Source organism: Pseudomonas sp. B21-023 (assembly GCF_024749165.1).
In the GTDB taxonomy this organism is placed as follows: domain Bacteria; phylum Pseudomonadota; class Gammaproteobacteria; order Pseudomonadales; family Pseudomonadaceae; genus Aquipseudomonas.
Genome location: NZ_CP087190.1, coordinates 2989959 through 3015635, shown reverse-complemented (window position 1 = coordinate 3015635; position 25677 = coordinate 2989959). Strand labels below are relative to the sequence as shown.

Below are 25677 nucleotides of genomic sequence, written 5' to 3'. Positions count from 1 at the left end.
GTGGCGATGGCCGGGCAAGAAAGCGGATGCGCGGCCGCGCCGCGATGGTTACAGTGCAGCGATCGTCATCCTGCCGGAGCCTGCCATGTCTTGTGCCTTCACCCTCATGCAATCGCCTGTCGGCACCCTCACCCTGGTGGCGCGGGGCGAGCGGCTGGCCGCCGTGCTGTGGGAGCAGGAACGGGAGAACCGGGTGCGCCTGGGCGAGCTGCACCGCGACGACCAGCACGGCGTGCTGCGCGAGACCGCCCGCCAGCTGGGCGATTACTTCGCCGGGCAACGCCTGCGCTTCGAGCTGGACCTGGACTTTGCCGGGACCGCGTTCCAGCGTGAGGTGTGGGCGGCGCTGTTGACCATTCCCTTTGGTGAGACCCGCAGCTACGGCCAGATCGCCCGGCAGATCGGCAAGCCCGATGCGGTTCGGGCGGTGGGCGCGGCCAACGGCCGCAACCCGATCTCGATCATCGCGCCCTGCCACCGGGTGATCGGGGCCTCGGGCAGCCTCACCGGTTTCGCCGGTGGCTTGCCGGCCAAGCAGTATCTGCTGGCACTGGAGGGGCGCCAGAGCCTGGCGCTGGATTTCTAGGCGTCAGCTGAGCCAGGCACAAAACACCGTCAACACCAGGGCCAGCATTGTGCCGGCAAACAGGCTGTAGTGGCGGTGGGCGCGGCGGGCGTGGGCTTGGACTTCGCGCAGGTACTGCCCCGCAGGCGGGGCGTCCGGGCGATGGCGCAGGCCTTCGGCGATATCGGCCAGGCGCCCGCGAATCAGGGTGCCCACCACGTACCAGACACTGGCATAGCTGGCCAGGATCACTAGCGCATACTTCATGCGCACAGCTCCAGCGGCCATGCCTGGGCAGTGCCTGTCGCCGTATCGAGCAGTAGAAGGCCTGGTGCTGCATCACCGAGGCAGGCCAGCAGGTTGCCTTCGGCATCCCAGGCCGCCGACTGCCCGGCCCCCACGTACTTGTCGGCGGGGCCGACGCAGTTGCTCATGATCACCGGCATGCGCAGCTGCCGGGCAACCTGCGGGTAGTGCGCCGCCCCTGCGCGGATACCTTCCTCGGTCTTGACCACGCTGACCAGGTAAAGGTCGGCGCCCTGGGCCTGGGCGTGCGCGGCGTGCTCGAGGAACATCGATTCATAGCAGATGGCCGGCGCCACCTGGTGGCTGCCGGCGGCGAACACCAGCGAGGTGCTGCCGGGCACGAAATAGTCCAGTTCGTCGTCATGCAGGCGCTGCTTGGCATACACTAGCGGCGCCAGCTTCGGGCGCAGTACCAGCATGCCGATGCGTACGCCGGCCATGGTCGGCATGGGCAGGCCGACCGCCGCCGTCACGTCGAAGCGGTCGCATGCGGCTTGCAGCGGTGCCAGTTGCGGCGAGTCGGCGGGCATGGCCAGTTGCCGGGCCAGCGTTGGTTCGTAGCCGGTCAAGGACAGTTCGGGGAACACCAGCAGTTCGGCGCACAGGGCCGCGGCCTGTTCGATGGCGCGCAGATGGAGCGCGATGTTGGCGGCCAGATCGCCTTTGCTCAAAGCCAGCTGTACTGCGCAGATCTTCATGAAGCATCCGTCCTTGGCATGTCGTCGGCTGTCGAGGATACAATCGACGGCCGTTCCCTCCCAGTACCGATGTGTCGATTTCATGGACGAAAACGCAATGACCCACGCCGCCGCCATACCCGCCGACTCGCTGATCGCCACGCATGCCGCGCAGGCGGGTTTTCGCCATTGTCGGGCAATTGAAATTGCGGACGACGGGCGGCCGGCCATGGCGCACTTCCTGCGCCTGATGACGAGCATGCCCGGCTGGATCGACACATTGATGGTGCTGCGCAACCGCCTGGTCGCGCTGCTCGGCCTCAAGGACCTGGGGCGCCTGACCGCCATCGACCCGGCCCGCGCCCCGGGCAGCTACCAGCCCGGAGAGCGGGTGGGGATTTTCACCCTGGTGGCCAATACCGAGGATGAGGTGCTGCTGGTTGACCGCGACCAGCACCTGGACGTGCACATCGCCCTGATGCGACGCCCGACGGCCGCGGGCCGTTGCGAGGTGCTGGTGAGCACCGTGGTGCGCACGCACAATCGGCTGGGCCGCCTGTACATGCTGCCGGTGGCGCCGTTCCATCGGCTGATCGCGCCTATCGCCCTGCGCCGCCTGGCGGGGTGACACTCAAGAGGGCGGCTGGGCGAAGCGCTGCCGGAACCAGTCGCCAAGCATGGCCTTCTCCGCATACAGCCGGTCGTTGTTGCCCAGCCGGCCGGGGCGGCTGAGGTACATCTTGTCGCTCAGGTGCTCCTGGGCCTTTAGCGCGGGCTGGCCGGGCTGTTGCAGGATGTAGTCGAGGTCAATGCTGGGCCAGGTGACTTCGCGCATGAAGCGCACATCGTAAGCCTGGTTGTGCCAGGGCTCGAACTGGCCGGCCAGGTCGATGTCGCGGATGTCGATGACCAGTTGCTGGCCAGGCTGCAGGTAGCGCTGGCCGAGTTTCTGCAGGTGCTGGGTGAGGGCTTTCATCACCTGCGGGTCGGCGCCGCGAGTGTAGGCCCGGTTGTCGAGGCTGGCATCGCGGAATTTCTCGGGGTGGTCGAAACGCACCTCGACCTGCGCGGTCGAGGTGCCCTGTGCCATGCTGTCTAGTGCCAGCACCATCAGCAGGCAACTGGCCAGGGTGGTTCGCATGATGCACCTCCGGATTCGGGCGGTTTACCCGCCTATTTTACGCCGGTGCCGGGCAGAAGCAGAGGAATGATGCAATGAGTGCGTTCAAGCGGATCGCCGCCAACAGCCGTGGCCGTGACCTGGCCGTGGGCGATATCCATGGGCATTTCGAGCGCCTGCGAGACTGTCTGGAGGCCGTTGGTTTCGATCCGGTGGTCGATCGGCTGTTCAGCGTCGGTGACCTGGTCGACCGCGGGCCGGGCAGCGCACAGGCGCTGCAATGGCTGGCCGAGCCCTGGTTCCATGCGGTGCAGGGCAATCACGAGTCGCTGGCGGTCAATCACCTGCGCGGTGGCCGGGTCGACCTGGACATGTACCGGGCGGCCGGCGGCGGATGGTTCCTCGATTTGCCAAAGGCCGAGCAGGTGCGTTTCGTCGAGGTGTTCGAACACCTGCCGATCGCCTTGCAGGTCGACACGGCGGGCGGACCGGTCGGCTTGCTGCATGCCGACAGCCCATTCGACGACTGGCCCCAGCTGTGTGCGAGCCTGCTGGCCGGGGATGACCTGCAGGTGCGCGAGCTGTGCCAGTGGTCGCGCCGGCGCCTCAAGGAGGGCGACAGCCGCCCGGTCAAGGGCCTGCGCGCCTTGCTGGTCGGCCATACACCGGTGCTGGAGATCAAGGTGCTGGGCAACGTCTGGCACCTGGACACCGGCGGCTGGAGCCGCGGTCACTTCAGCCTGCTAGAACTGGACGGCCTTGAGCCGCTCAGTGCCAGGCCAGGTGCGTGAGAACAGCGCCGGCCAGCAGGATCAACATCAAGCCCGAGGCACGCTCGAGCCAGGGCAGGGCGCGAGCGAAGCGGCGCAGCACCCGCGGGTTGCCTATGGCCACGGCAATCCCCAGATCCCAGGCCAGGACGATGCCGAACATCCAGATGCCATAGCCCAGCTTGGCCCAGGTGCCGCTGCTGGCGATCATGCTCGCCAGGCTTGCATAGAACAGTGCGTTCTTCGGGTTGAGGATGCCCGAGGCGAAGCCCATGCCCAAACTGTTCAGCCAGCCACGCGCAGACGATGCCGCGCCAGGTTCGCCGTGCGTCAGGGTGGCTTGCCCGGCATGGCGCAGGAACAGTTGGCCGAGGTAGAGCAGGTAGCCACAGCCCGCCAGCTGGAGGGTGACGAACAGGGGGCTGCCATCGCGCAAAAAGGATACCCCGGTAAACGCCGCACTGATGAACACGCCGTTGGCCAGGGCGATCCCGGCACAGGCGCCACTGGCGAGCCGCCAGCCGGCGCTGGCCGAGGTGCGGGCGACCAGGAAAAAGTCCGGGCCGGGGGAGAGCAGGGCGAGGAAGTGGGCGGTGGCGACGAGCATGAACAGTTGCATGGGGGCGGGCTTCCTGGTGGAGGTAGCCGCAGTCTGTTGCTGGTGATGGGTGGAGTATTGAAGATTATTGCAGGGGGCCGCTGTGCGGTGATGTCAGTGCTTCAGTGCCGCCCGGTAGGCCCCGGGTGTCACCCCGACATGCGCCTTGAACACCCGCTGGAAGTGGCTCTGATCGGCAAAGCCCAGGTTATAGGCCACCTCCGCCAGCGCCTGCCCCTGGCGCAACAGACTCCGGGCCTTGTTCACCCGCGCGTTGAGCAGGCAGGCGTGAGGGGTCATGCCGGTAGCGACGCTGAACGCCCGTATTAACTGGTAGCGCCCCATGCCGGCCTGGCGCGCCAGGCGCTCCAGGCTCAGTTCGGCCAGGTCCTGCTCCTGGGCGTGCTCCAACAGTTCGCGCAGTGTCGACGGCGGCAAAGGTGGCGCCGGCAGCAAGGCTGGGTGCATGGAGAAATCATGTTCGCCGATGAAGGCCACCAACGCCGCCTCTTTCTCGAAGGTTGCCGCCGGTGAAAACAGCAACCTGTTCAGCGCGCAGAACTGCCGGTACAGCGCTTGCGAGCGAGTGACCCGGGCCACGGCACTGGGCTCGCCTGCGGCAACGCCGGATTCGAGGCGTAGCTTACGCAGCCACTCGGCATCCAGGTGCAGCATCTGGTAGCTCCAGGCCTGTCCCGGTTGCGGGTTGCAGGCATGCACCCGCTGCGCCGGCACGAACACCAGGGTACCCGGCGTCAAGCGCTCCTCACCGCTGGCAGCGCCGGTGAAGCGGCTGCTGCCGGCATCCACTGCGCCGATGGAAAAGCTGGGGTGGCTATGGGCCTTGTAGCAGGCGCGGCTATGGCAGGCGCGCCGGCTCTCGACGTACGGCATGGCCGGTTCGTACCAGATTTCGCTGCTCGGGCGGGTCATGGCGAGGTGCCTTGAGACGTACGGAGGGCGCCAGTCTAGCGCCTGGCAGCTGTTCCGGCCATTTGCCGCGCCACTGTGCTTGACGGGCCTGCCCGCCAGGCGCGACGCTGCGCCGGTCCCTGCCGGAGAACAAGAATGGACCTGTCGAGCCTGCTGCTGTTCATCCCCGCCTGTTTCGCCCTGAACATGGCGCCGGGCCCCAACAACCTGCTGTCCCTGCACAATGCCAGCCGCTATGGCCTGCGCACCGCCTGTGTGGCCGGTGCCGGGCGCCTGCTCGCCTTCAGCGGCATGATCGCCCTGGCCGCGATGGGCCTGGCCGTGGTGCTGCACACCAGCGAGTACCTGTTCCTGGCGATCAAGGTGCTGGGCGCGGGTTACCTGTTCTATATCGCCTGGCAGCTGTGGCGGGCACCGGTCGGCGAGGCGGCGGTGGCCGGCGAGCAGCCTCGCGGCACCTGGAAGCTGGCGCGCCAGGAGTTCTGGGTGGCGGCGGGCAATCCGAAGGCAATACTCATCTTCACCGCGTTCCTGCCGCAGTTCGTCACCGTGGGCAGCGTTACCCCGGTCAGCGAACAATTCCTGCGCCTGGGCGTGCTGTTCCTGTTGCTGGAGTGGGCGGCCATCGCCATCTATGCGGGGCTAGGCGCGTATTTGCAGCGCTGGTTCGAACGGCCCGGGCCACGGCGCATGTTCAACCGGGTCAGCGCCTCGCTGCTGGGGTGCGCGGGGCTTGGCCTGCTGGCGGCCCGTCGCTGATCCGCTGTTTTCCCTCGCAGCTGAGTATTGCCGCGCTTTGCGCTTGCTGAGACCTTTCCATGTTTCTGCCCGGAGCTTTTTCGCCGGGTGACAAGCGGTGGGTCTACCCCGGGAGCGTGGTGTGAAGTGGTGGAGCAAGGCAGGTCGGCAAGACCCGCAGATCAAGGAGCTGAACGTCGCCCTGGAGCATTCCCGTTCACAGTTGGCGGCGTTGGAGCAGCGCGCCCGCGAGGCGGAATCGAGGGCTGAGGAACTGGCGCGAGAGAACCAGGTGCTCGGGCACCTGGCCGGCAACCTCTCGGCGTTCTCGCATTCCCTGGAAATGACCCAGACCTCGTTCGCCAGCCTCGCCCACAGCATGGAGCAGGAACGGCAGTACGCCATCCGCATCCAGGGTATCGCCAGCAGCAACCAGGCCAGTATCGACGCGATCGCGACCAATCTCGAGCAACTGGCCGATGCCTCCGGCGAGGCGTCGGAGAAGGTCGGCAGGCTCGATCATCAGGCCCAGCAGGTCGGCGGTGTGCTGGAGATCATCCGCGAGGTAGCGGACCAGACCAATTTGCTCGCGTTGAACGCGGCCATCGAGGCGGCGCGGGCGGGAGATGCCGGGCGCGGCTTTGCCGTGGTGGCCGATGAGGTCAGGACCCTGGCCAGGCGCACCGCAGACGCCACTGCCGAGATCGGCACGCTGGTCTCGGCGATTCGTGCCGACAGTGCGCAAAGTCGTGGGCATATCGCCAGCCTGGCCGAGCATTCGTCGTCATACAGCGGTGTCGGCCAGTCCGCGGCCAGTACCATGCGCCAGTTGCTCGACATGTCGACGGTGGCCGAAGGATCGGCATCGGTGTCGGCGCTGCGCAGCTTCTGCGAGCTGGCCAAGCTCGATCACCTGATCTACAAGTTCCGCGTCTACAAGGTATTGTTCGGGGTCTCGCAGGAGCGCGGCTCGGACTTTACCGACCATACCCACTGCCGCCTGGGCAAGTGGTATCGCGAGGGGGACGGGGCCCTGCACTATGCGCATCTTGCAGGGTACAAGGATATCGACGCGCCCCATGCCGCCGTGCACCGTTGTGCATTCGACGCCATCGATGCCCATGCCAGCGGCGATACCGCAGCGATGCTCAAGGCGGTGGCCGAGATGGAGAGTGCCAGCCTTGCCGTGCAGGAGGGTTTGGAGCGCGTGGTCGCCAGTGGCGAGCAATCGCCTTCGTTGTTGCAGAGACGGCGCGAGAGCGAGGCTCAGTCGCGATAGAAAGTCTGCACAAGGTGATAGCCGAACTTGCTCTTGATCGGTCCGTGGACCACGCGCAGGGGCTTCTTGAAGATCACCTGGTCGATGGCGCCGACCATCTGGCCCGGACGGATTTCACCCAGGTCGCCGCCGCGCTTGCCGGACGGGCAGGTGGAAAATTTCTTCGCCAGCACGTCGAAAGCCTCGCCGTTGGCGATGCGCTGCTTGAGCTTTTCGGCTTCGTCAGCGGTCTTGACCAGGATGTGGCGGGCTTGGGCTTTCATGGGGTTACCTGTGCTTCGGGGCAAAAGGGCGACATTATGCCTGATGTCGCCCTCAGCGTAACTCCGGGCGGTCGCGGAACTGCTCCAGCGCCTCGGGGTTGGCCAGGGCGTCGGTGTTCTTCACCGGCCGGCCATGCACCACGTCGCGGATCGCCAACTCCACCAGCTTGCCGCTGAGGGTGCGCGGGATGTCGCTGACCTGGACGATCACCGCCGGCACATGGCGCGGCGTGGTGTACTGGCGAATCACCTGGCGGATACGCAGGCTGAGCGCTTCGTCGAGCTGCAGACCGTCGCGCAGGCGCACGAACAGCACCACGCGCACATCGCCGTGCCAGTCCTGGCCGATGGCCACGCTTTCCAGTACCTCCCCGACCTTTTCCACCTGGCGGTAGATCTCGGCGGTGCCGATACGCACGCCGCCGGGATTGAGCACGGCGTCGGAGCGGCCATGAATGATCAGCCCGCCGCCAGGCACCTGCTCGGCGTAGTCGCCCTGGCACCAGACACCTTCGAACTGGCTGAAGTAAGCGTCGTGGTAGCGTTGACCGTCAGCGTCGCCCCAGAAACCGAGCGGCATGGAGGGGAAGGGATGCACGCAGACCAACTCGCCTTTCGCGCCGCTGATCGGCTGGCGCTGTCCGTCCCAGACTTCCACCGCCATGCCCAGGGCCTTGCCAGCGATCTCGCCACGGCGCACCGGCAGTAGCGGGTTGCCGGCCACGAAGCAGGCGACGATATCGGTGCCACCGGACATCGAGGCCAGGCATACGTCGGCCTTTACCTTGGCGTAGACATAGTCGTAGCTGTGGGGCGACAGCGGCGAGCCGGTGGAAAGGATCAGGCGCAGGCTGCCCAGGCCATGGGATTTCGCAGGTTCCACAGCGGCCTGCTCCAGGGCGGCGAGGTATTTGGGGCTGGTGCCGAAGGCGCGGATGCCTTCGGCGTCGATCAGGTCGAGCAGGCGCTCGGGCCCTGGGTGAAAAGGCGAACCGTCATACAGCACCAGGGTGGCGCCGACCGCCAGCCCGCTGGCCAGCCAGTTCCACATCATCCAGCCACAGGTGGTGTAGTAGAACAGCACATCGTCGGCCTGGAGGTCGTTGTGCAGGCCGTGCTCCTTGAGGTGCTGCAACAGCACGCCGCCAGCGCGGTGGACGATGCACTTGGGCACGCCGGTGGTGCCGCTGGAATACAGGATATAGAGCGGATGGTCGAAGGGCAGCGCGGCGAAGGTCGGCGTACCGCCGGGCGTGAAGTAGTCGGCCCACAGGGTCGTCGGCTTGCCGGTGAACTCATCGGCGCGGGTCTGCGGCCGGGTATGCGGCACCACCAGCAACTGCTCGACGCTCGGTAGCTGGGCCACGACCTGGTTGATCTTCTCGACCTGGTCGATGACCTTCCCGGCATATTGATAACCGGCGCAGGCCAGCAGCAGCCGGGGCGCGATCTGGCCGAAGCGATCGATAATGCCATGGCTGCCGAACTCCGGTGAGCAACTGGACCAGACTGCGCCGAGGCTAGTGGCGGCGAGCATGGCAACCAGGGTTTCCCAGGTGTTGGGCATGACTGCGGCGACCCGATCACCCGGCGCGATCCCGGCCTGGCGAAAAGCCTGCTGCAAGCCGGCGACCTGCGCGGCCAGTTGATTGTGGGTGAGGCTGTGGCGGCCGCCGTCCTCGCGCACGGCCACCACGGCCGGGCGGTCGTCGTGGCGCTGCAGCAGGTGTTCGGCGAAATTCAGGGTGGCGCCGCGGAACCAGCACGCGTCGGCCATGTGTTCGCCTTCCTCGAGGATGCTCGAAGGCGGTGTGTGCCACTGCACATGGAAGTACTCGGCGAGGGTCTGCCAGAACTGCGGGCGCTGCTCGACGCTCCAGCGGTGCAGGGCGGCGTAGTCGTCGAGCTGAAGGTTGAAGCGCCGGTTGACGCGACGACGGAAGGCATCCATCCGGCTGGCTTCGATCTGGGTGGTGGTGGGGCGCCAGAGTACGTCGTTCATGCCGGGAGTCTCGGTCAGGGATGAGCGTCTTGTCGCGGTGCGAGCCCGCTCCTGTACAGGAGCGGGTTTGTCTTGTTCCACTCTAGTCTTTACTGGGCGAGCCAGCCGCCATCGACGTTCCAGGCGGCGCCACGGACCTGGCTACCGGCCTCGCTACACAGGAACAGTACCAGTTCGCCGAGGTGGCGGGGGGTGACGAAGGCCAGGGAGGGCTGCTTCTCGGCCAGCAGGTCGTGTTGCGCCTGCTGTGCATCGCCACCGCTGGCGGCGCGGTCATCGATCTGCTTCTGCACCAGCGGCGTCAGTACCCACCCCGGGCAAATGGCGTTGCAGGTGACGTTGCTGGTGGCGGTTTCCAGGCCGATCACCTTGGTCAGGCCGACCACGCCATGCTTGGCGGCGACGTAGGCGGCCTTGCCGGTGGAGCCCACCAGGCCGTGCACCGAGGCGATATTGATGATCCGCCCCCAGCCGCGCGCGCGCATGCCCGGCAACACCAGGCGGCTGCCATGGAATACCGCCGAGAGGTTCAGCGCGATGATCTTGTCCCAGGCCTCCACCGGAAACTGCTCGACCGGCGCCACATGCTGGATGCCGGCATTGTTGACGAGGATGTCGACCGCGCCGAACTCGCGTTCGGCCAGGGCGAACATCTGCTCGATCTGTGCGACGTCGGACAGGTCGGCGGGATGATGGGCGACCTTGACCCCGAACCGCCTGATCTCGGCGATGGCCGCGGCCGGGTCGCCGAAACCGTTGAGCAGGATGTCGGCGCCGGCCTCGGCCAGCACCTGGGCTATTCCCAAGCCGATGCCGCTGGTGGAACCGGTGACCAGTGCGGTCTTGCCTTTGAGCGTCATGGAGTTCTCCTTCATACGATGCCGGTGGCGTAGAACGTGGCGATGACCACGAACACGGCCAGGGTCTTGATCAGGGTAATACCGAAAATGTCCTTGTAGGCTTCGCGGTGGGTCAGCCCGGTGACCGCCAGCAAGGTGATCACCGCGCCATTGTGCGGCAGGGTGTCCATGCCGCCGCTGGCCATGGCGGCGACCCGGTGCAGCACCTCCAGCGGGATGTTGGCGGCGTTGGCGGCGGCGATGAAACTGTCGCTCATGGCTGCCAGGGCGATGCTCATGCCGCCGGAGGCGGAGCCGGTGATGCCGGCCAGCAGGGTGACGGTGATGGCTTCGTTGACCAGCGGGTTGGGGATGCCGCGCAGGGCGTCGGCCAGTACCAGGAAGCCAGGCAGCGAGGCGATCACGGCGCCGAAGCCGTATTCAGAGGCCGTGTTCATCGCCGCCAGCAGGGCGCCGCTCACCGCGCTTTTGGTGCCTTCGGCCAGGCGTTGGCGAATAGTGCCGAAGGCGCAGGCCAGCACCATCAGGATGCCCACCAGCAACGCCGCCTGCACTGCCCAGATTGCCGTCAGCTTGGCCACGTCGCTCTGCACCGGCGCGGCCATGCCCGGCAGTTGCAGGGTGTGGCTGGTGCCGTACCACTGCGGGATCCAGTGGGTGAACAGCAGGTTCATCACGCCTACCAGAAGCAGCGGCGCCAGGGCGAGCCAGGGATTGGGCAGGGCGATGTCGTCGGCGGTCTCCGGTTCGTTGCGCAGGTTGCTGCCATAGCCTTCGCCCTTGCGCTGGGCCTTGTTGCGCTGGCGTTGCAGGTAGAGCATGCCGGTGCAGAACACGAACAATGTGCCGATCAGGCCCAGCCAGGGCGCGGCCCACGCGGTGGTGTTGAAGAAAGTGCTGGGGATGATGTTCTGGATCTGCGGGGTGCCGGGCAGGGCGTCCATGGTGAAGGAGAACGCGCCCAGGGCGATGGTCGCCGGGATCAGCCGCTTGGGGATGTCGCTCTGGCGGAACATCTCGGCGGCGAACGGGTACACCGCGAACACCACCACGAACAGCGACACGCCGCCGTAGGTGAGCAGGGCGCAGACCAGCACGATCACCAGCATCGCTTGGCGGGTGCCGAGCAGGCGGATGGCGGCGGCGACGATCGAGCGCGAGAAGCCCGACAGCTCGATCAGCTTGCCGAACACCGCGCCGAGCAGGAACACCGGGAAGTAGAGCTTGATGAAGCCGACCATTTTCTCCATGAACACCCCGGTGAAGGCCGGGGCCACGGCGGCGGGGTCGGTGAGCAGCACCGCGCCAAGGGCTGCGATGGGGGCGAAGAGGATCACGCTGTAGCCGCGGTAGGCAGCGAGCATCAGCAGGGCCAGGGCGGCCAGGGCGATGAGCACGGTCATCCTAAGGGGATCTCCAACTGTTGTTTTTATGGTTGGAATGCAGTTAGCGGAAATCGTGCCAAGTTCTTAAGTCATTGAATTTATGGGTTTTTCTTATTTCTCTGAAGCTCAGTGTCTCTGATTTGAGAAAGTGGGGGCGCGCCGCGGCCCATCGCCGGCAAGCCGGCTCCCACAGTTGATCGCGGTACGCCCCTGTGGGACCCGCTTGCCGGCGATCGAGGGCGAAGCCCTGGTGGTCATCTCAGAAAAGAGATTAACGTCTCATTATTGAGACTCGATTTCCAGCGCCGCCATCTTCTTGTACAGCGTCGACCGTCCCAGGCCCAATGCCTGCGCCGCCTCCGGCACATTTCCGGCGCTGCGGGCCAAGGCATCGACAATCAATCCGCGCTCGAACTGGGCGCACGCCTGGCGGTAATCCAGCGCTGGTGCGGCCAATGCCACCGGGCTCAACGGCCCCAGCGCGTTCGCCAGGTCATGCACGCCCAGTCGTGGCTGGTCCGCCAGCAGGGTCGCCCGCTCCAGCACGTTGCGTAGCTCACGGATGTTCCCCGGCCAGGCATGGCGCCCCAACAACGCCTGGGCCTCGGCCTCCAGCTCGTACTGGCTGCCCAGTTCGACGAGGATCGCCTCGCACAGCGCCGGCAGGTCCTCCAGGCGTTCGCGCAGCGGTGGCACCTGCACCGGCAGCACGTTCAGCCGGTAGTAGAGGTCGGCGCGGAACGCACCCCGGGCCATGGCCGCCTGCAGGTCGATGGAGGTGGCGGCGATGATCCGCACGTCGCTGCGCAGCATCTGGTTGCTGCCCACCGGCTCGTATTCCTTCTCCTGCAATACGCGCAGCAGTTTGCTTTGCAGGGTCAGCGGCATGTCGCCGATCTCGTCGAGAAACAGCGTGCCGCCCTCGGCCAGTTGCAGCTTGCCGTTGCGGCCCTTGCGGTCGGCGCCGGTGAAGGCGCCTGGGGCGGTGCCGAAGAACTCGGCCTCGAGCAGTGCCTCGGGGATCGCCGCGCTGTTGATGCTGACGAAGGCTTTGTGCGCGCGGGCCGAGGCGGCATGAATGGCGTGGGCCAGCAGTTCCTTGCCGGTGCCGGTCTCCCCCAGCAACAGTACCGGCGAGTCGCTGCCGGCCCCACGCCGGGCGCGGCGCTTGGCCTCGAGGCAGGCGGGGCTGCTGCCGACGAACTGGGCAAAGCTGTAGCGGGCCTGGCGCGCGCGCAGTTGCGAGCGGGTCGAGGCCAGTTCCTGCTGCATGCTGGCGAAGCGCTTGAGCAGCGGCGACAGGCTGCGCAGCTCGTCGAACAGGGCGAAGCCGATGGCGCCGATCAGCGCGCCCTGATCGTCGTGGATTGGCAGGCGCATCACCACCAGGGGTTCGTTCGGTGTGTCGAGCATATCCAGCAGGATTGGCGTGCCGTCGCTCACTACCTCACGCATGAGGCTGCCAGGGATCACCGCTTCACACGGTTTGCCGATGGCGCTGGCGGCATCCGCCAGACCGAAACGGCGGGCATAGCGCTCGTTCATCCAGACGATGCGCGCCTGGCGGTCGACGATCACCGTGCCTTCGCTGGACTGCTCGATGATCTCGAACAGCGAGCGGATGGCCAGTTGGCGGACTTGGGGGTAGTCCTTGAGGTTGTCGTGCATGCATTGGTCCAGCGGTTGGATGTGAGGGTGCTACAGGCGATCACCTGCGAGGATCAAATGCCTCGCGCAGCGCATCGCCGATGAATACCAGCAACGACAGGATCAGCGCCAGGGCAAAGAACGCGGTGAAGCCCAACCATGGCGCCTCGAGGTGCTGCTTGCCCTGGGTCACCAGCTCGCCCAGCGAGGCGCTGCCGGCGGGCATGCCGAAGCCGAGGAAGTCCAGCGCGGTCAGGGTGGTGATCGCCCCGGTAAGCATGAACGGCACGTAGGTCAGGGTCGCGTTGAGGGCGTTGGGCAGGATATGCCGCAGCATCACCTGGGTGTCGGAAAGCCCCAGTGCCCGGGCGGCCTTGACGTATTCCAGGTTACGCCCACGAAGGAACTCGGCGCGCACCACATCCACCAGGGTCAGCCAGGAGAACAGCGCCATGATCCCCAGCAACCACCAGAAATCCGGCTCGACGAACCCCGACAGGATGATCAGCAGGTACAGTACCGGCAGCCCTGACCATACCTCCAGCAGGCGCTGGCCGAGCAGGTCGACCCAGCCGCCGTGGTAACCCTGCAAGGCGCCGGCCGTGACGCCGATCAGCACGCTGAGCAAGGTCAGGGCGAAGGCGAACAACAGCGAGACCCGCGTGCCGTACAGCACCCGCGCCAGTACATCGCGGCCCTGGTCGTCGGTGCCCAGCCAGTTGCTTGTGCTGGGCGGGCTGGGGGTGGGCACCTGCAGGTCGTAGTTGGGGGTGTCGGCGCTGAACGGGATCGGCGCAAAGAGCATCCAGCCGCCCTGGCCCTCGATCAGCTGGCGCACGTACTGGCTGCGGTAGTCGGGTTGGAACGGCAGTTGCCCGCCGAACTGCTGCTCGGTGTAACGCTTGAGCGCCGGGGTGTACAGCTCGCCCTGGTAGCCGAGCAGCAAGGGCTTGTCATTGGCCACCAGCTCCGCGCCCAGGCTCAGCAGCAACAGCCCGGCGAACAGCCACAGCGAAATCCAGCCGCGGCGGTTGTCACGAAAGCGTCGCAGCCGGCGCCGGGCGATGGGCGAGAACATCAGTGGCCCCTCGCGTCGAAGTCGATGCGCGGGTCGAGCACCGTGTAGCACAGGTCGCCCAGCAGGCGGATCAGCAGCCCGGCCAGGGTAAAGATGAACAGGGTGCCGAACACCACCGGGTAGTCCCGCGACACCGCCGCCTCGTAGCTCATGCGCCCCAGGCCATCGAGGGAGAAGATCACCTCGATCAGCAGGGAGCCGGCGAAGAACACCGTGATCAGCGCCTGGGGCAGGCCGGCTACCACCAGCAACATGGCGTTGCGCAGCACATGGCCGTATAACACGCGCCGTTCGCTCAGGCCCTTGGCCCGGGCGGTGACCACGTACTGGCGGGCGATCTCGTCGAGGAAGGCGTTCTTGGTCAGCAGGGTCAGGGTGGCGAAACCGCCGATGACCAGGGCGCCCACCGGCAGCACCAGGTGCCAGAAGTAGTCGGCGACCTTGCCCAGCAAGCTGAGCTGGTCGAAATCGTCGGAGACCAAGCCGCGCACCGGGAACCAGTTGAGCGAGGTGCCGCCGGCGAACAGCACGATCAGCAGCAGGGCGAACAGGAACGAGGGCAGGGCGTAGCCGATCACGATCAGCGCGCTGCTCCAGGCATCGAAGCGGCTGCCATGGCGCACCGCCTTGCGGATGCCCAGGGGGATAGACACCAGGTAGGTAATCAACGTGGCCCAGAAGCCCAGCGACAGGGTCACCGGCAGTTTCTCCACGATCAGCTCGGTGACCTTGGCGCCGCGGAAGAAGCTCTGGCCGAAGTCCAGCCGCGCATATTGGCCAAGCATCAGCCATAGCCGTTCCGGGGCGGACTTGTCGAAGCCGTACTGGCGCTTGATTTCCTCGATCAGCTTGGGGTCCAGGCCACGGGTGGCGCGGGATTCGCCCTGCACCGCCTCGACTCGTGCACCAGGCGCGCCGCCGCCGATACCCTGCAGGCGCGCCACGGCCTGTTCCACCGGCCCGCCGGGCGCGGCCTGGACGATGGCGAAGTTCACCAGCAGGATCGCCAGCAGGGTGGGAATGATCAGCAGCAGGCGGCGCAGGATGTAGGAGGTCATGGCGCGTTCCCCAGGCGCTCGGCCATCTGCTGTGTGGTCAGTGCCCGTGGGCTGACTTCCCACCAGGTGTCCAGGCCTTCGTCATAGGCCGCCTGCACCTTGGGCAGGCCGAAGCGGTTCCACCACACCGTCGAGCTGCCAGGCGGATAGTAGTTGGGGATCCAGTAGTAGTTCCATTGCAACACCCGGTCCAGGGCGCGGGCGTGGCGCAGCATGTCGGCCTGGCTGTTGGCGCGCACCAGGCCGTCGAGCAGGCGGTCCACCGCCGGGTCCTTGAGCACCATCAGGTTGTTCGAACCGGGGTCGTTGGCCGCTGCGGAACCGAAGTAGTTGTACTGCTCGCTGCCCGGCGACAGAGTCACCGGGTAGCCGGTGACGATCATGTCGTAGTCGCGGGCCATCACGCGGTTGACGTACTGGGCGGCGTCGACGTTGCGGATGTTCAGCTCGACACCGATCTGCGCCAGGTTGCGCTTCCACGGTAGCAGCAGGCGCTCCATGCCTGACTGGCCATTGAGGAAGGTGAAGCTCAGCGGCTGGCCCTGGGCGTTGACCAGGCGATCGCCCTGGGGATGCCAGCCGGCGTCCTGCAGCAAGGCCAGGGCCTGTAGCTGCTGCTGGCGGATGATGCCGGAGCCGTCGGTGACCGGTGCACTGAACACCTGACTGAACACTTCATCCGGCACCTGGCCGCGCAGCGGCTCGAGCAGCTTGAGCTCCCCGGTGTCGGGCAGGGCGCGGGCGGCCAGCGGCGTGTTGGCGTACAGGCTCTGCTGACGGATGTACATGTTGCGCATCATCTGCCGGTTGCTCCACTCGAAATCCCAGAGCATGGCCAGGGCCTGGCGCACGCGGCGGTCCTTGAACTGCGGCTGGTCCAGGTTGAACACGAAGCCCTGGGCGATCTGCGGCTTGGCTGGGCCCAGGTGGGCGCGGCGCAGGCGCCCGTCATCCAGTGCCGCGCCGTTGTAGCCGAGGGTGTAGGCGGTGGCGGAGTACTCGCGGTTGTAGTCGTAGCCACCGCCCTTGAGTACCTGGCGGGCCACTTCGGTGTCGCCGAAGAATTCGACGCCAATGCGGGCGAAGTTGTATAGCCCGCGGGCGACCGGCAGGTCCCGCGCCCACCAGTTCGCATCGCGCTCGAAGGTGATGCTGCGGCCATTGTCGATCCTGCCGATGCGATAGGGGCCGCTGCCCACGGGCTTGTCGAAACCGGCGCCGTTGGCGAAGTCGCGCTGGCGCCAGTCATGCTCGGGCAGCACCGGCAGGCCGGCCAGTTCCAGCGGCAGGGTGCGGCCATGGGGTTGCTTGAAGTCGAAGCGCACCTGGCGCGGGCCTTCGACGGTGATCCCAGCCACTTCGGCGAACTGGGTACGGTACTTGAGGCTGCCCTGGCTCATTAGCAGGTCGTAGGTAAAGCGCACATCCTCGGCGCGCACCGGCTTGCCGTCGGCAAAGGTGGCGCGCGGGTCGAGGTAGACGCGCAACCAGGCGTCGTCGGGGCCGCGCTCCAGGCGCTGGGCGATCAGGCCGTAGACGGTGTAGGGCTCGTCGAGCGAGCGCACGGCCAGTGGCGCGTACAGCCAGCCATCGACCTGGCTGACGCCGATGCCTTTGTCGATGTAGGGCAGGATATGGTCGAACTGGCCGATCTCGATGGCCGAGCGGCGCAGGCTGCCGCCCTTGGGGGCGTCGGGATTGACGTAGTCGAAGTGGTGGAAGTTCGCCGGATAGCGGGGGGCTTCACCGTAGACGGTGAGTGCGTGGGTGGGCGCGGCGTGGGCTGACAAGGACAACATCAGGTACAAGCAGCCTGTCAGCACACCGCCAAGTCTGACATGGGAGGGGGTATCGTGGGAGCGGGCTTGCCCCGCGATAGCGCTGCCTGGGCGGACACCATCGCGGGGCAAGCCCGCTCCCACGCAGCTTGCTTCCTGCAGACCTTCTCCTACGGGGAAGACCACGGCAATGCCGGATCAGTCCTGGCGGCTGGTCACTTCCAGCAGGTGGTAGCCGAACTGGGTCTTCACCGGGCCCTGGACGACGTTCAGCGGCGCGCTGAAGACCACGGTGTCGAACTCCTTGACCATCTGGCCCGGGCCGAACGAGCCCAGATCGCCGCCCTGGCGGCTGGATGGGCAGGTGGAGTTGGCTTTGGCGACTTCGGCGAAGTCGGCGCCGCCTTCGATCTGCGCTTTGAGTTCGTTGCACTTGTCTTCGCTGGCAACCAGGATGTGGCGGGCGGTGGCTCGGGCCATGGGTACTGCTCCTTGGGTTCGAAAAGGCAAGCCTAGCGCACTTGTTCGTGCCCTGTCTCGCCAGGCTTGCCGCAGAGACTCACAGGCGTGCGGCGGCATCGCGCAGCAGTACCTCGGTCGAGTCCCACCCCAGGCACCCATCGGTGATCGACACGCCGTACTTCAGCGCGCCCTTGCCCAGGGCCTGGCAGCCGTCGAACAGGTGGCCCTCGAGCATCACCCCGACCAGCGAGCGGTCACCGGCCAGGCGCTGGGCCAGCACGTCCTCGAACACTGCCGGCTGGCGCGCCGGATCCTTGCCGCTGTTGGCGTGGCTGCAGTCGACCATGATGCGTGGCGCCAGGCCGGCCTTGGCCAGGCCCTGGCGCGCCAGGGCAACGCTCTGGGCGTCGTAGTTCGGGCCCTTGTGCCCGCCGCGCAGCACCAGGTGGGTGTCGGGGTTGCCCAGGGTCTCGATGATCGCCGGATGCCCCTGCGTGTCCATGCCGAAGTGACGGTGCGGGTGGGCGGCGCTGCGCATGGCGTCGCAGGCGATGCCGATACCGCCGTCGGTACCGTTCTTGAAGCCGACCGGCAGCGCCAGGCCACTGACCATCTCGCGGTGAATCTGCGACTCGGTGGTGCGCGCGCCGATGGCGGCCCAGCCCAGCAGGTCGTCGAAGTAGCCGGCGGCCATCGGCTGCAGCAGCTCGGTGGCGATCGGCAGGCCGCGTTCGAGCATGCCCAGCATCAGGCCGCGGGACAGGGCGATGCCGGCGTGCATGTCATCGCTGCCGTCGAGGTGCGGATCGTAGGCCAGGCCTTTCCAGCCCACGGTGGTGCGCGGTTTTTCCACGTAGGCGCGCATCACCAGCAGCAGCTTGTCGTCGACCTCGCGGCTGAGCGCGGCCAGGCGGTCAGCGTACTCGAGGGCAGAGCGCGGGTCATGGATCGAACAGGGGCCGACCACCACCAGCAGGCGTTCGTCGCGGCCTTCGAGAATGGCGCGGATCGCCTGGCGCTGGGCATGGACTTGCTGGGTGAGTTCGCTGGACAGCGGCATCTGCTGCTTGAGCAGGTGCGGGCTGGGCAGGCGCTGGCTGACAGTGGTGTTGGCAGCGTGTGGCTGGGTCAGGGGCAGGGCGAGGTTCGAGGCTTGCATGGCGTTTGTTCCTTGGGCGGACGGCGGGTTCTGGCCCGCGCGGTCGGCCCTATCGAGGTGTTCGACTGATCGTCAAATGGGGTGTCTGTGCGGCATTGCCACCGGAAATCGACCGAACGGAGGCGGCAGGCTGGCCCGAACGGAACTGGCTAAATCGCCATGCATAGGTGCGGTAGTAGGTGGTGTGGTTCATGACGCTGTCCTCAAGGTAATCGGTAGGTTTCGTGGGCCCGGAAAAGCAAAACCCCCGGTCGGGAAGCCGACCGGGGGTTTGAGTATTCTCATGTTCGGCGGCCCCTCGAAGGTGGGCGCCGGATGGGTAATCGGCGCCTAGTGGCTAAACCAATACCCAAAATAAAAGCTGGCAACGGCGTTACGACCGGCAACGGCCAGCACGCGGTGCGCGGAGCGACCGGTGTGGTTGGCGTGGTTGCGGGTTTGTTTCGACATGTTGCTCTCCAGTGATTGGGACCGAGCTTACTGCACCTTCGCGTTGGCGTTCAATCACTAAATGCTATTGCAGTAATTGTGTGCCTCTACTGGCCCCATCGCTGGCAAGCCAGGTCCCACAGGGTCGGCGCTTGGCTTGAGGGCTGCGTAGCCGCCCCGGATTCGGGGCATACCCATCGGGGATTTTCCCCAGTGGCCCCATTTTTTATGGCTTAACTAATTGAAATTAATCAGTTAATCATATGGCACGCCACTTGCTCACCTCCACGCAGTATCCCTGTGTCCCCGGAGGTGCCCCATGTCGACCCCTCGCAAAGGCCCGGTCCTGTCCACCTTCCTGCTGGCCCTGCTGGGCTGGCAGGTATCCAGCGAGGCCGCCGTGCAGTGCCAGCGCACGCTGGTGGCCAACGTGGTGGCGCTGGACCAGCCCCTGATGTTCAACCGCCTCGGCGCGCAGAACGCCAACGGCATGATGTTCGCCCTGCGCCAGGACGTGGTGGACGAGCACCGCGTGCCCCTGAGCAAGGGCGGTGCGGCGGTGCCGGGCAAGGTCACCCTGCGCCCGGACAAGCGCCCGCGTCCGATCGTGCTGCGGGTGGCGGCGGGGGACTGCCTGACGGTCAACCTGAGCAACCTGCTGGCCTACCAGGCCAACCCCAACAAGCACGGCATCGATCACGACGAGAACGAAGTCGAAGGCGAGGAAGAAGAGGGCGCCGAGGTCGAGAACGAGGGCAACGAGCACTTCGTCGCTGACGAGCAGGTCACCGACCGCCATGTGGGCTTCCAGGTCAATGGCCTGCAGGCGGTCAACAGCATCGGCGACATCGCCGCCAACACCGGGCGCAACGGCAACTTCCTGGTCGCCCCGGGCGGCACCCGCAGCTACACCCTGTACGCCGAGCGCGAAGGCGCCTTCGCCGTTACGAGCCAGGGCGCGACCTTCGGCGGGCAGGGCGGCGGCGGTAACGTCGCCAACGGCCTGTTCGGCCAGGTGGTGGTGGTGCCCAAGGCCGGGCGCACCTACCGCAACACCCTGACCGAGGAAGAGATGCGCCTGGCCACCACCGGCCGCACGGCCACCGGTCAGCCGGTCATCGACTACCAGGCACGCTACCCCAACGTCGAGCCGTGGATCGCCGAGGGCAAGGCCGGCAAGCCGATCATTGCCATGGTCGAGGGCAACGAGATCCAGAGCAGCGAGACCGACGCCATCGTCATGGGCCCCAACCCCGACGGAAGCTTCCCTGCCAGCACCTATCCGCTGGAAAGCGTCGGCAAGCGCAACCCGGCGCTGCCCAATCGCCTGGAAGCCTTCCGCGACTTCGCCTCGCAGTTCGCCGATGAGGTTGCCGCCACCCAGGCCTTCCCCGGCTACTGGGCTGACCCGGTCATGGGCCACGTGCTGGAGCCGACTCGCGACTCGTTCATGATCAACTACGGCTCCGGCGGCATGGGCGCCGAGGTGGTGGCCAACCGTCTCGGCGTGGGGCCGATGCATGACTGCCTGTCGTGCGCCTACGAAGAATTCTTCCTCAGTGCCCACACTGTGGGCGATATCGGCACCCTCGTGGATATCCCGGCCAACGTCGGGCTGGAGAGCATCCGTCCGGGCGATACGCCGCCGGCCAGCGCCACAGGGGTCAAGGCGACCATGGCCCTGTACCCGGCCGAGCCCGCCAACGTGCACCACAGCTACATCGGTGACTTCACCAAGTTCCGCAACACCCACAATGGCCACGAGCAGCACATCTTCCACCTGCACGGGCACCAGTGGCTGTTCAACCCCAACGATGACAACTCCGACTATATCGACGCCCAGGGCATCGGCCCGGGCGTGGGCTACACCTACGAAATCGCCAACGGCGGCTCCGGCAACCGCAACCGGGTAGCGGGCGACGCCATCTATCATTGCCATTTCTATCCGCACTTTGCCCAGGGCATGTGGGCCATGTGGCGGGTACATGATGTGTTCGAGCCAGGCACCCGCCTGGCGGTCAGCGGCGAGGGCGAGAACGGCTTTCACACCACGCCGTTCGCCCTGCGCAATGGCAAGCCGGCCCCGGGTGCCCGGGCGCTGCCCGACGGCGAGATCATCGCCGGCACGCCGATCCCGGCCATCGTGCCGCTACCCGGCAAGGCCATGGCGCCGATGCCGGGCAAGGTCACGGTGGTGCCCAAGCTGGCCGAGACCCTGGTCGCCGAACATGGCGATGACGGAGAAGAGGAGGGCGGCGATCACTCCGGCGACCCCGCCACGCCGCGTGCGGTTGGCTCCCTCGCGTTGGTCGACCGCAGCGAGACCAATCGCAACGCCGACGGCAGCCTGAAAAACCCCGGCTATCCGTTCTGGATCGGCGGTATGGAAAGCAGCGTCGGCCAGCGTCCGCCAACCCCGCCACTGGACATGCTTGACCCGACGCTGGCCCGGCAGCTCAAGGACAGCGGCAAGGCGCTGTGGGCCAACCTCGACCCCAACCAGGTCGACGGCTGGGATGGCGGCCTTGGCCGGCATACCCTCGACGGTGTGTCAGCCGGTGGCGACGCCGTGACCACCACCACCAAGCTGGATTTCTCCAAGGTGGTGCACAAGGCCAAGCCGATCTACCTGCCCGAAGAGGGCACCGAGGTCGAACAGGCGGCCATGCAGTTCCACGCCAAGGCCGAGCACCCAAGCTTCGCCCTGATCCCCGGCAGCGCGCCGGTGGCCAAGACCTTCCGCACCAACGGCGCCTTGCCGACGGCGGGCGCGCCGTACTATGAGCCGTGCATGGACGACCGCGGCAAGCGTCTGACCCAATCTTCGGGCGTCGGCGAGTTCTTCAGCGGCGAAAACCTCACCGGCATGAGTTTCCGCGGTTCGTCCACCTTCACCGCCGACCGGCCGCGTATGTACAAGGCGGCCAACATCCAGTTCGACGCGGTGTACAACAAGGTCGGCTACCACTTCCCGCAGGCGCGCATCCTCGCCCTGTGGGAAGACGCCTGGCCGGTGATCACCAAGCAGCGCCCGCCAGAGCCCTTGGTGATGCGCATGAACACCTTCGACTGCACCCAGTACGTGCACACCAACCTGATCCCGTCGTTCTACGAGATGGACGACTACCAGGTTCGCACCCCGACCGACGTGATCGGCCAGCATATCCACCTGCCCAAATGGGACCTGACCGCCGCCGACGGCTCGGCCAACGGCTGGAACTACGAGGACGGCATCCTCTCGCCCGGCAGCGTGGTCGAGCGCGTGCACGCCATTCGCAGCTTCAACAACTGCACCGAAGGCGATACCCGCGACGGCACCGCCGCCTGCCCGAAAGCCAAGCAGCATCCGTACTTCGGACGCTTCGGCCGGGCCGACTGGCTCGGCGCGCGCACTGCGATGCAACGCTGGTTCGCCGACCCCCTGGTGAACGTGCACAACGTCGACCGTGGCCTGGGCACCATCTTCACCCATGATCACCTCGGCCCATCGACCCACCAACAGCTCGGGCTGTATGCGACCGTGCTGGCCGAGCCCGCAGGCTCTACCTGGTACCACGGCGAGACCGGCGAACAGCTGTACAACCCGGCGACTCGCCAGGATGGCGGCCCGACCTCGTGGCAGGCGGTGATCCAGACCGGCGACCACGACGGCGATGGCAAGAACGACAGCTACCGCGAGTTCTTCCTCGAATACAGCGACTTCCAGCACGCCTATGAAGCCGGCGTGTATGTGGGCGCCGGGCCCAATGGCGTACCGGATGGCCAGGCCTATCCGGCCACCGCCGACAGCTTCCGCTACGCCATCAACCCGCCCGTGCGGCAAAAGGCCTCGACGCTGCTCGAGTCGGTGGTCGAATCCCGTGGCGGGCTGAGCCCAGGCTGCCCAACCCGGCCGTGCCCGCAGGCGATCTCGGTGGACGACCCAGGCATGTTCGTCGTCAACTATCGCAACGAACCGCTGGCCCTGCGCGTGTTCGACCCGAACAAGGTCGGCCCGGACGGCAAGCGCGGCATGCAGGCTGATGGCCTCGGCGGCGACCTGGCCTACGCCATGCAGAGCCGCACCGACCGCGCCATCCCGGCGATGAACCTGGCGCCCTCGGCGATCACCCAGGCTACCGGCCCCACTGGTGGCACCACGCTGTTCCCGCCGCACGTCAACAAGGGCAGCGAGCCGGGTGACCCGTTCACACCGCTGCTGCGCACCTATTCCGGTGACAACGTGCGCCTGCGCATGCATGCCGGCGGCCATGAAGAGGAACACAACGTCACCCTGCACGGCGTGAAATGGCTGCAGAACGGCTCAGGCTTCGGCAACAGCTCCAACTCGGGCTGGAAGTCGTCGCAGATGGTGGGCATCTCCGAGCAGCTCGGCTTCATGGCACCGGTGTCGATGATCTCCAGCTCCGCCGCCACCAACGGCGACTACCTGTACTCGCTGGATGCGGCGCTGGAAGGCTACTGGAACGGCATCTGGGGCATCATGCGCAACTACACCGCGCAACGCGCCGACCTGTTCGCCCTGCCGAACAATCCGCAGCCGGTGGCCATGCGCAACACCGTCAATTTCGACGGCATCTGTCCGAAGACCACGGCCAACGCCAACGGCATCGGCACGCGGCCGACGGTCAAGCGCAGCTACGAGATCGTCGCGGCCCTGGCCAACGACATTCTCGAGAACCGCCACGGGGTCAGCATCAATGACCCGGCTGGTATCGGTCAGCACGTCGGTGGCGCGCTCAAGGCCAATGGTGGCACCCTGGTGTTCAACAGCCGCAAGGTCGATATTCCCATGGCCACCGTCACCGACGAGGAGGACGGCGCGACCTTCACTGTGGGCGGGCACAGTTCGCCTTTGCATGACCCGACCGCAGTGCTCTACGTGCGCAAGGCCGACCTCGACGCGAGCACCGGCAAGCTCAAGGCCGGCGTGCCGGTCGAGCCACTGGTGCTGCGCGCCAACGCGGGTGACTGCATCAGCATCACCCTGGAGAACCGCCTGCCGCTGATGATGCCAGACCTGCCCAGCAGCGCGGTGATGCAGAACGTGGTCAAGCGCGACCGCGCCGGCGGCGAGGGCTCCACGGCGTTCAACAACAACCTGATGCGCCCGTCCAGCCATGTCGGCTTGCATGCGCAGCTGCTGGCCTACGACATCACCAAGTCGGACGGCGTCAACGTCGGCCTCAACCCGGTGCAGACCGTGCCGCCACGCACCGGCAACAGCGGCGCCTACCCGAACCGGGTGTACCAGTACTACGCCGGGCACCTGGAGCGTGAAGGCAAGCCGGTGCTGCAACTGGGCCGCACCGTGGACAACATCAACACCACGGCCATCGAGTTCGGCGGCCTCAACCTGACCCCGGCGGATGTCATCAAGCAGCCGCAGAAAGGCCTGGTGGGCGCCATGAGCGTGTTGCCGCAAAGCGCGACCTGGACCGAGGACACCGCCAGCCGCGCCCAGGCCACGGTGAAGGTCAGCGGCCAGCCTGACTACCGCGACTTCGTCACCGTGTGGCAGCGCTCGCTGAACATGCGCTGGGCCGATGGCCGGCCGGTGGAGGGCATCGCCACCGAGGGCAACGGCGTGCCCGGCGATCCGAAGGACAACGGCAACATGGCGATGAACTACAAGACCGAGCCGCTGTGGCTGCGCTTCGGCCTGGCGCCGGACGCGCCGTTCGGCCATGCCGATGGCTTTGGCTTCGCCGATGTGCCCAATGCCCACATGGCCTACAGCAATGCCTTGGTCGGCGGTGATCCGCAGACCCCGGTGCTCTGGGCCAAGCCCGGCCAGCCGGCGCGCAGCCACGTACTGATGCCCAGCGGTGGCAGCCGCGGCATCACCTACCAGCTCGACGGGCACCTGTGGCCGCTGCACAACTACCAGGCCGAGAAGAGCGATGTGCAGGGCTACCCCATGGGCCTGCCGGGCATCGGCTCGGTGCGCTACGGCTACAACCCGATGGCGATGTATGTGGGCGCGCAGGAAAGCGTGCTGCCGGCGGCGCACTTCAGCTTCATGCTGCCCAGTGCCGGGGGCGCCAACGCCGTGCCGGGGGACTACCTGTTCCGCGACTATGCGGCGTACGGCAATGCCTCGGGGCTGTGGGGGATCCTGCGGGTGACCAACGAGCCACCGCCGGCGGTGGCGCCTGCGCAGTGAAAGGGGCCTGGCGGCCTGACCGGTAAGTGGGGAGGGCCGCCAGGCAAACAAACAAGCATTAAATTTTCTGTTTTTGTTGCCTTGCCGCGGACCCTCATGGTTATCATCCGCCAGCGCCCGGGGCCAGGAGCCCGGCGCAATTGGAAAACCGACGGCCCACAGGTCATCGGTAACGCAGCCGAAGGGACCACCCAGGCTCAACGCTCGTGGCCCTTGCATGCCCCCATAAGGATGGTGAGGTTTCAATTGGTCACGCAGTCTGGAATCGTCGATATGACGGGCCATGCGCCCGTGCTCGCCACATGTCCCTTCACGTGCGCCATCCCCCGGTCGCACGCTGTGCGCCTCACTGCTGCGCGCGCCCGCGCCGCGCCTGGCCCCTGATCTCCCCCGAATGACCGACC

The 25677-nt window shown here is 66.6% G+C and carries 21 protein-coding genes and 1 pseudogene; 7 read left to right on the top strand and 15 right to left on the bottom strand.

Going from position 1 to position 25677, the window contains the following annotated elements; translation table 11 throughout:
• Positions 1-85 precede the first annotated feature (85 nt).
• Entirely contained in the window at positions 86-586 is a 501-nt protein-coding gene (locus LOY42_RS13505; RefSeq protein WP_258597941.1) for a methylated-DNA--[protein]-cysteine S-methyltransferase, read from the top strand.
• A gap of 3 nt (positions 587-589) precedes the next feature.
• Here LOY42_RS13505 and LOY42_RS13500 read toward each other — a convergent pair whose 3' ends face one another.
• Together LOY42_RS13500 and LOY42_RS13495 are read right to left on the bottom strand one after the other, a co-directional pair.
• On the bottom strand, positions 590-832 hold the full coding sequence (locus tag LOY42_RS13500; protein ID WP_198755064.1) for a hypothetical protein: 243 nt from the start codon (positions 830-832) through the stop codon (positions 590-592).
• Positions 829-1569, bottom strand: a complete 741-nt coding sequence (locus tag LOY42_RS13495) for a carbon-nitrogen hydrolase family protein (RefSeq protein ID WP_258597939.1) — start codon at positions 1567-1569, stop codon at positions 829-831. Before LOY42_RS13495 ends, LOY42_RS13500 begins: the two co-directional genes overlap by 4 nt.
• Positions 1570-1651: 82 nt before the next feature.
• Between LOY42_RS13495 and LOY42_RS13490 the strand changes: the two genes are divergently transcribed.
• A complete protein-coding gene (locus LOY42_RS13490; RefSeq protein ID WP_232968084.1) occupies positions 1652-2176 on the top strand; it encodes a DUF2867 domain-containing protein in 525 nt (174 codons plus the stop codon).
• Between the two features lie 3 nt (positions 2177-2179).
• On the opposite strand, the gene LOY42_RS13485 is transcribed toward LOY42_RS13490, so the two are convergent.
• Complete coding sequence (locus tag LOY42_RS13485) at positions 2180-2689, bottom strand: DUF3016 domain-containing protein (protein WP_198755066.1); 510 nt, start codon at positions 2687-2689, stop codon at positions 2180-2182.
• A 74-nt stretch (positions 2690-2763) separates the two neighbouring features.
• Here LOY42_RS13485 and LOY42_RS13480 point away from each other — a divergent pair, with 74 nt between their 5' ends.
• Entirely contained in the window at positions 2764-3459 is a 696-nt protein-coding gene (locus LOY42_RS13480; RefSeq protein WP_258597937.1) for a metallophosphoesterase, read from the top strand.
• Here LOY42_RS13480 and LOY42_RS13475 read toward each other — a convergent pair.
• Both LOY42_RS13475 and LOY42_RS13470 read right to left on the bottom strand, forming a co-directional pair.
• Positions 3437-4057, bottom strand: a complete 621-nt coding sequence (locus LOY42_RS13475; protein WP_198755068.1) for a LysE family translocator — start codon at positions 4055-4057, stop codon at positions 3437-3439. The genes LOY42_RS13480 and LOY42_RS13475 overlap by 23 nt on opposite strands.
• 93 nt (positions 4058-4150) lie before the next feature.
• Positions 4151-4969: an AraC family transcriptional regulator gene (locus LOY42_RS13470; protein ID WP_258597935.1), complete on the bottom strand. Its 819-nt coding sequence runs from the start codon at positions 4967-4969 to the stop codon at positions 4151-4153.
• 135 nt (positions 4970-5104) lie between these two features.
• Here LOY42_RS13470 and LOY42_RS13465 point away from each other — a divergent pair, with 135 nt between their 5' ends.
• The 3 genes and pseudogenes from LOY42_RS13465 to LOY42_RS26635 all read left to right on the top strand — a co-directional run bounded on the left by LOY42_RS13465 (position 5105) and on the right by LOY42_RS26635 (position 6986).
• Positions 5105-5728 (top strand): LysE family translocator, encoded by a 624-nt coding sequence (locus LOY42_RS13465; RefSeq protein WP_198755070.1) that lies wholly within the window; start codon positions 5105-5107, stop codon positions 5726-5728.
• 523 nt (positions 5729-6251) lie between these two features.
• Positions 6252-6491: pseudogene (locus LOY42_RS26640) on the top strand (methyl-accepting chemotaxis protein); the annotation flags it as partial.
• Positions 6492-6527: 36 nt separating this feature from the next.
• A complete protein-coding gene (locus LOY42_RS26635; RefSeq protein ID WP_408981083.1) occupies positions 6528-6986 on the top strand; it encodes a CZB domain-containing protein in 459 nt (152 codons plus the stop codon).
• Here LOY42_RS26635 and LOY42_RS13450 read toward each other — a convergent pair.
• The 10 genes from LOY42_RS13450 to LOY42_RS13405 form a co-directional block, all read right to left on the bottom strand.
• Positions 6974-7249 (bottom strand): peptidylprolyl isomerase, encoded by a 276-nt coding sequence (locus LOY42_RS13450; protein ID WP_013972552.1) that lies wholly within the window; start codon positions 7247-7249, stop codon positions 6974-6976. The two genes, LOY42_RS26635 and LOY42_RS13450, sit on opposite strands and share 13 nt — an antisense overlap.
• 52 nt (positions 7250-7301) lie before the next feature.
• On the bottom strand, positions 7302-9251 hold the full coding sequence (locus LOY42_RS13445; RefSeq protein ID WP_258597933.1) for an acetoacetate--CoA ligase: 1950 nt from the start codon (positions 9249-9251) through the stop codon (positions 7302-7304).
• An 89-nt stretch (positions 9252-9340) separates the two neighbouring features.
• Complete coding sequence (hbdH, locus tag LOY42_RS13440) at positions 9341-10111, bottom strand: 3-hydroxybutyrate dehydrogenase (RefSeq protein WP_258597931.1); 771 nt, start codon at positions 10109-10111, stop codon at positions 9341-9343.
• A gap of 11 nt (positions 10112-10122) precedes the next feature.
• On the bottom strand, positions 10123-11514 hold the full coding sequence (locus LOY42_RS13435; RefSeq protein WP_102684277.1) for a GntP family permease: 1392 nt from the start codon (positions 11512-11514) through the stop codon (positions 10123-10125).
• A 264-nt stretch (positions 11515-11778) separates the two neighbouring features.
• Positions 11779-13164, bottom strand: a complete 1386-nt coding sequence (locus LOY42_RS13430; RefSeq protein WP_258597930.1) for a sigma-54-dependent Fis family transcriptional regulator — start codon at positions 13162-13164, stop codon at positions 11779-11781.
• Between the two features lie 40 nt (positions 13165-13204).
• Positions 13205-14221: an ABC transporter permease gene (locus LOY42_RS13425; RefSeq protein WP_094009978.1), complete on the bottom strand. Its 1017-nt coding sequence runs from the start codon at positions 14219-14221 to the stop codon at positions 13205-13207.
• Entirely contained in the window at positions 14221-15279 is a 1059-nt protein-coding gene (locus tag LOY42_RS13420; protein ID WP_198754120.1) for a microcin C ABC transporter permease YejB, read from the bottom strand. Before LOY42_RS13420 ends, LOY42_RS13425 begins: the two co-directional genes overlap by 1 nt.
• Positions 15276-17078, bottom strand: coding sequence for an extracellular solute-binding protein (locus tag LOY42_RS13415; protein WP_258597928.1), 1803 nt, complete (start codon positions 17076-17078; stop codon positions 15276-15278). The genes LOY42_RS13420 and LOY42_RS13415 overlap by 4 nt, the downstream gene beginning before the upstream one ends.
• Positions 17079-17255: 177 nt before the next feature.
• Positions 17256-17537 (bottom strand): peptidylprolyl isomerase, encoded by a 282-nt coding sequence (locus LOY42_RS13410; protein WP_110604628.1) that lies wholly within the window; start codon positions 17535-17537, stop codon positions 17256-17258.
• Positions 17538-17616: 79 nt separating this feature from the next.
• Positions 17617-18678: a 3-deoxy-7-phosphoheptulonate synthase gene (locus tag LOY42_RS13405; RefSeq protein ID WP_258597927.1), complete on the bottom strand. Its 1062-nt coding sequence runs from the start codon at positions 18676-18678 to the stop codon at positions 17617-17619.
• A gap of 748 nt (positions 18679-19426) precedes the next feature.
• On the opposite strand from LOY42_RS13405, the gene mnxG reads away from it, so the two are divergent.
• Positions 19427-25273 (top strand): manganese-oxidizing multicopper oxidase MnxG, encoded by a 5847-nt coding sequence (gene mnxG, locus LOY42_RS13400; protein WP_258597926.1) that lies wholly within the window; start codon positions 19427-19429, stop codon positions 25271-25273.
• Positions 25274-25677: the final 404 nt, after the last annotated feature.

What these genes read in the sequence shown, in the direction of transcription:
- mnxG (WP_258597926.1), top strand. Translation starts at nt 19,427, where the DNA reads ATGTCGACCCCTCGCAAAGGCCCGGTCCTGTCCACCTTCCTGCTGGCC.
- LOY42_RS13430 (WP_258597930.1), bottom strand. Translation starts at nt 13,164, where the DNA reads ATGCACGACAACCTCAAGGACTACCCCCAAGTCCGCCAACTGGCCATC.
- LOY42_RS13435 (WP_102684277.1), bottom strand. Translation starts at nt 11,514, where the DNA reads ATGACCGTGCTCATCGCCCTGGCCGCCCTGGCCCTGCTGATGCTCGCT.
- LOY42_RS13405 (WP_258597927.1), bottom strand. Translation starts at nt 18,678, where the DNA reads ATGCAAGCCTCGAACCTCGCCCTGCCCCTGACCCAGCCACACGCTGCC.
- LOY42_RS13480 (WP_258597937.1), top strand. Translation starts at nt 2,764, where the DNA reads ATGAGTGCGTTCAAGCGGATCGCCGCCAACAGCCGTGGCCGTGACCTG.
- LOY42_RS13445 (WP_258597933.1), bottom strand. Translation starts at nt 9,251, where the DNA reads ATGAACGACGTACTCTGGCGCCCCACCACCACCCAGATCGAAGCCAGC.
- LOY42_RS13425 (WP_094009978.1), bottom strand. Translation starts at nt 14,221, where the DNA reads ATGTTCTCGCCCATCGCCCGGCGCCGGCTGCGACGCTTTCGTGACAAC.
- LOY42_RS13420 (WP_198754120.1), bottom strand. Translation starts at nt 15,279, where the DNA reads ATGACCTCCTACATCCTGCGCCGCCTGCTGCTGATCATTCCCACCCTG.
- LOY42_RS13410 (WP_110604628.1), bottom strand. Translation starts at nt 17,537, where the DNA reads ATGGCCCGAGCCACCGCCCGCCACATCCTGGTTGCCAGCGAAGACAAG.
- LOY42_RS13490 (WP_232968084.1), top strand. Translation starts at nt 1,652, where the DNA reads ATGGACGAAAACGCAATGACCCACGCCGCCGCCATACCCGCCGACTCG.
- LOY42_RS13450 (WP_013972552.1), bottom strand. Translation starts at nt 7,249, where the DNA reads ATGAAAGCCCAAGCCCGCCACATCCTGGTCAAGACCGCTGACGAAGCC.
- LOY42_RS13500 (WP_198755064.1), bottom strand. Translation starts at nt 832, where the DNA reads ATGAAGTATGCGCTAGTGATCCTGGCCAGCTATGCCAGTGTCTGGTAC.
- LOY42_RS26635 (WP_408981083.1), top strand. Translation starts at nt 6,528, where the DNA reads ATGCGCCAGTTGCTCGACATGTCGACGGTGGCCGAAGGATCGGCATCG.
- LOY42_RS13495 (WP_258597939.1), bottom strand. Translation starts at nt 1,569, where the DNA reads ATGAAGATCTGCGCAGTACAGCTGGCTTTGAGCAAAGGCGATCTGGCC.
- LOY42_RS13415 (WP_258597928.1), bottom strand. Translation starts at nt 17,078, where the DNA reads ATGTTGTCCTTGTCAGCCCACGCCGCGCCCACCCACGCACTCACCGTC.
- LOY42_RS13505 (WP_258597941.1), top strand. Translation starts at nt 86, where the DNA reads ATGTCTTGTGCCTTCACCCTCATGCAATCGCCTGTCGGCACCCTCACC.
- LOY42_RS13465 (WP_198755070.1), top strand. Translation starts at nt 5,105, where the DNA reads ATGGACCTGTCGAGCCTGCTGCTGTTCATCCCCGCCTGTTTCGCCCTG.
- LOY42_RS13475 (WP_198755068.1), bottom strand. Translation starts at nt 4,057, where the DNA reads ATGCAACTGTTCATGCTCGTCGCCACCGCCCACTTCCTCGCCCTGCTC.
- LOY42_RS13485 (WP_198755066.1), bottom strand. Translation starts at nt 2,689, where the DNA reads ATGCGAACCACCCTGGCCAGTTGCCTGCTGATGGTGCTGGCACTAGAC.
- hbdH (WP_258597931.1), bottom strand. Translation starts at nt 10,111, where the DNA reads ATGACGCTCAAAGGCAAGACCGCACTGGTCACCGGTTCCACCAGCGGC.
- LOY42_RS13470 (WP_258597935.1), bottom strand. Translation starts at nt 4,969, where the DNA reads ATGACCCGCCCGAGCAGCGAAATCTGGTACGAACCGGCCATGCCGTAC.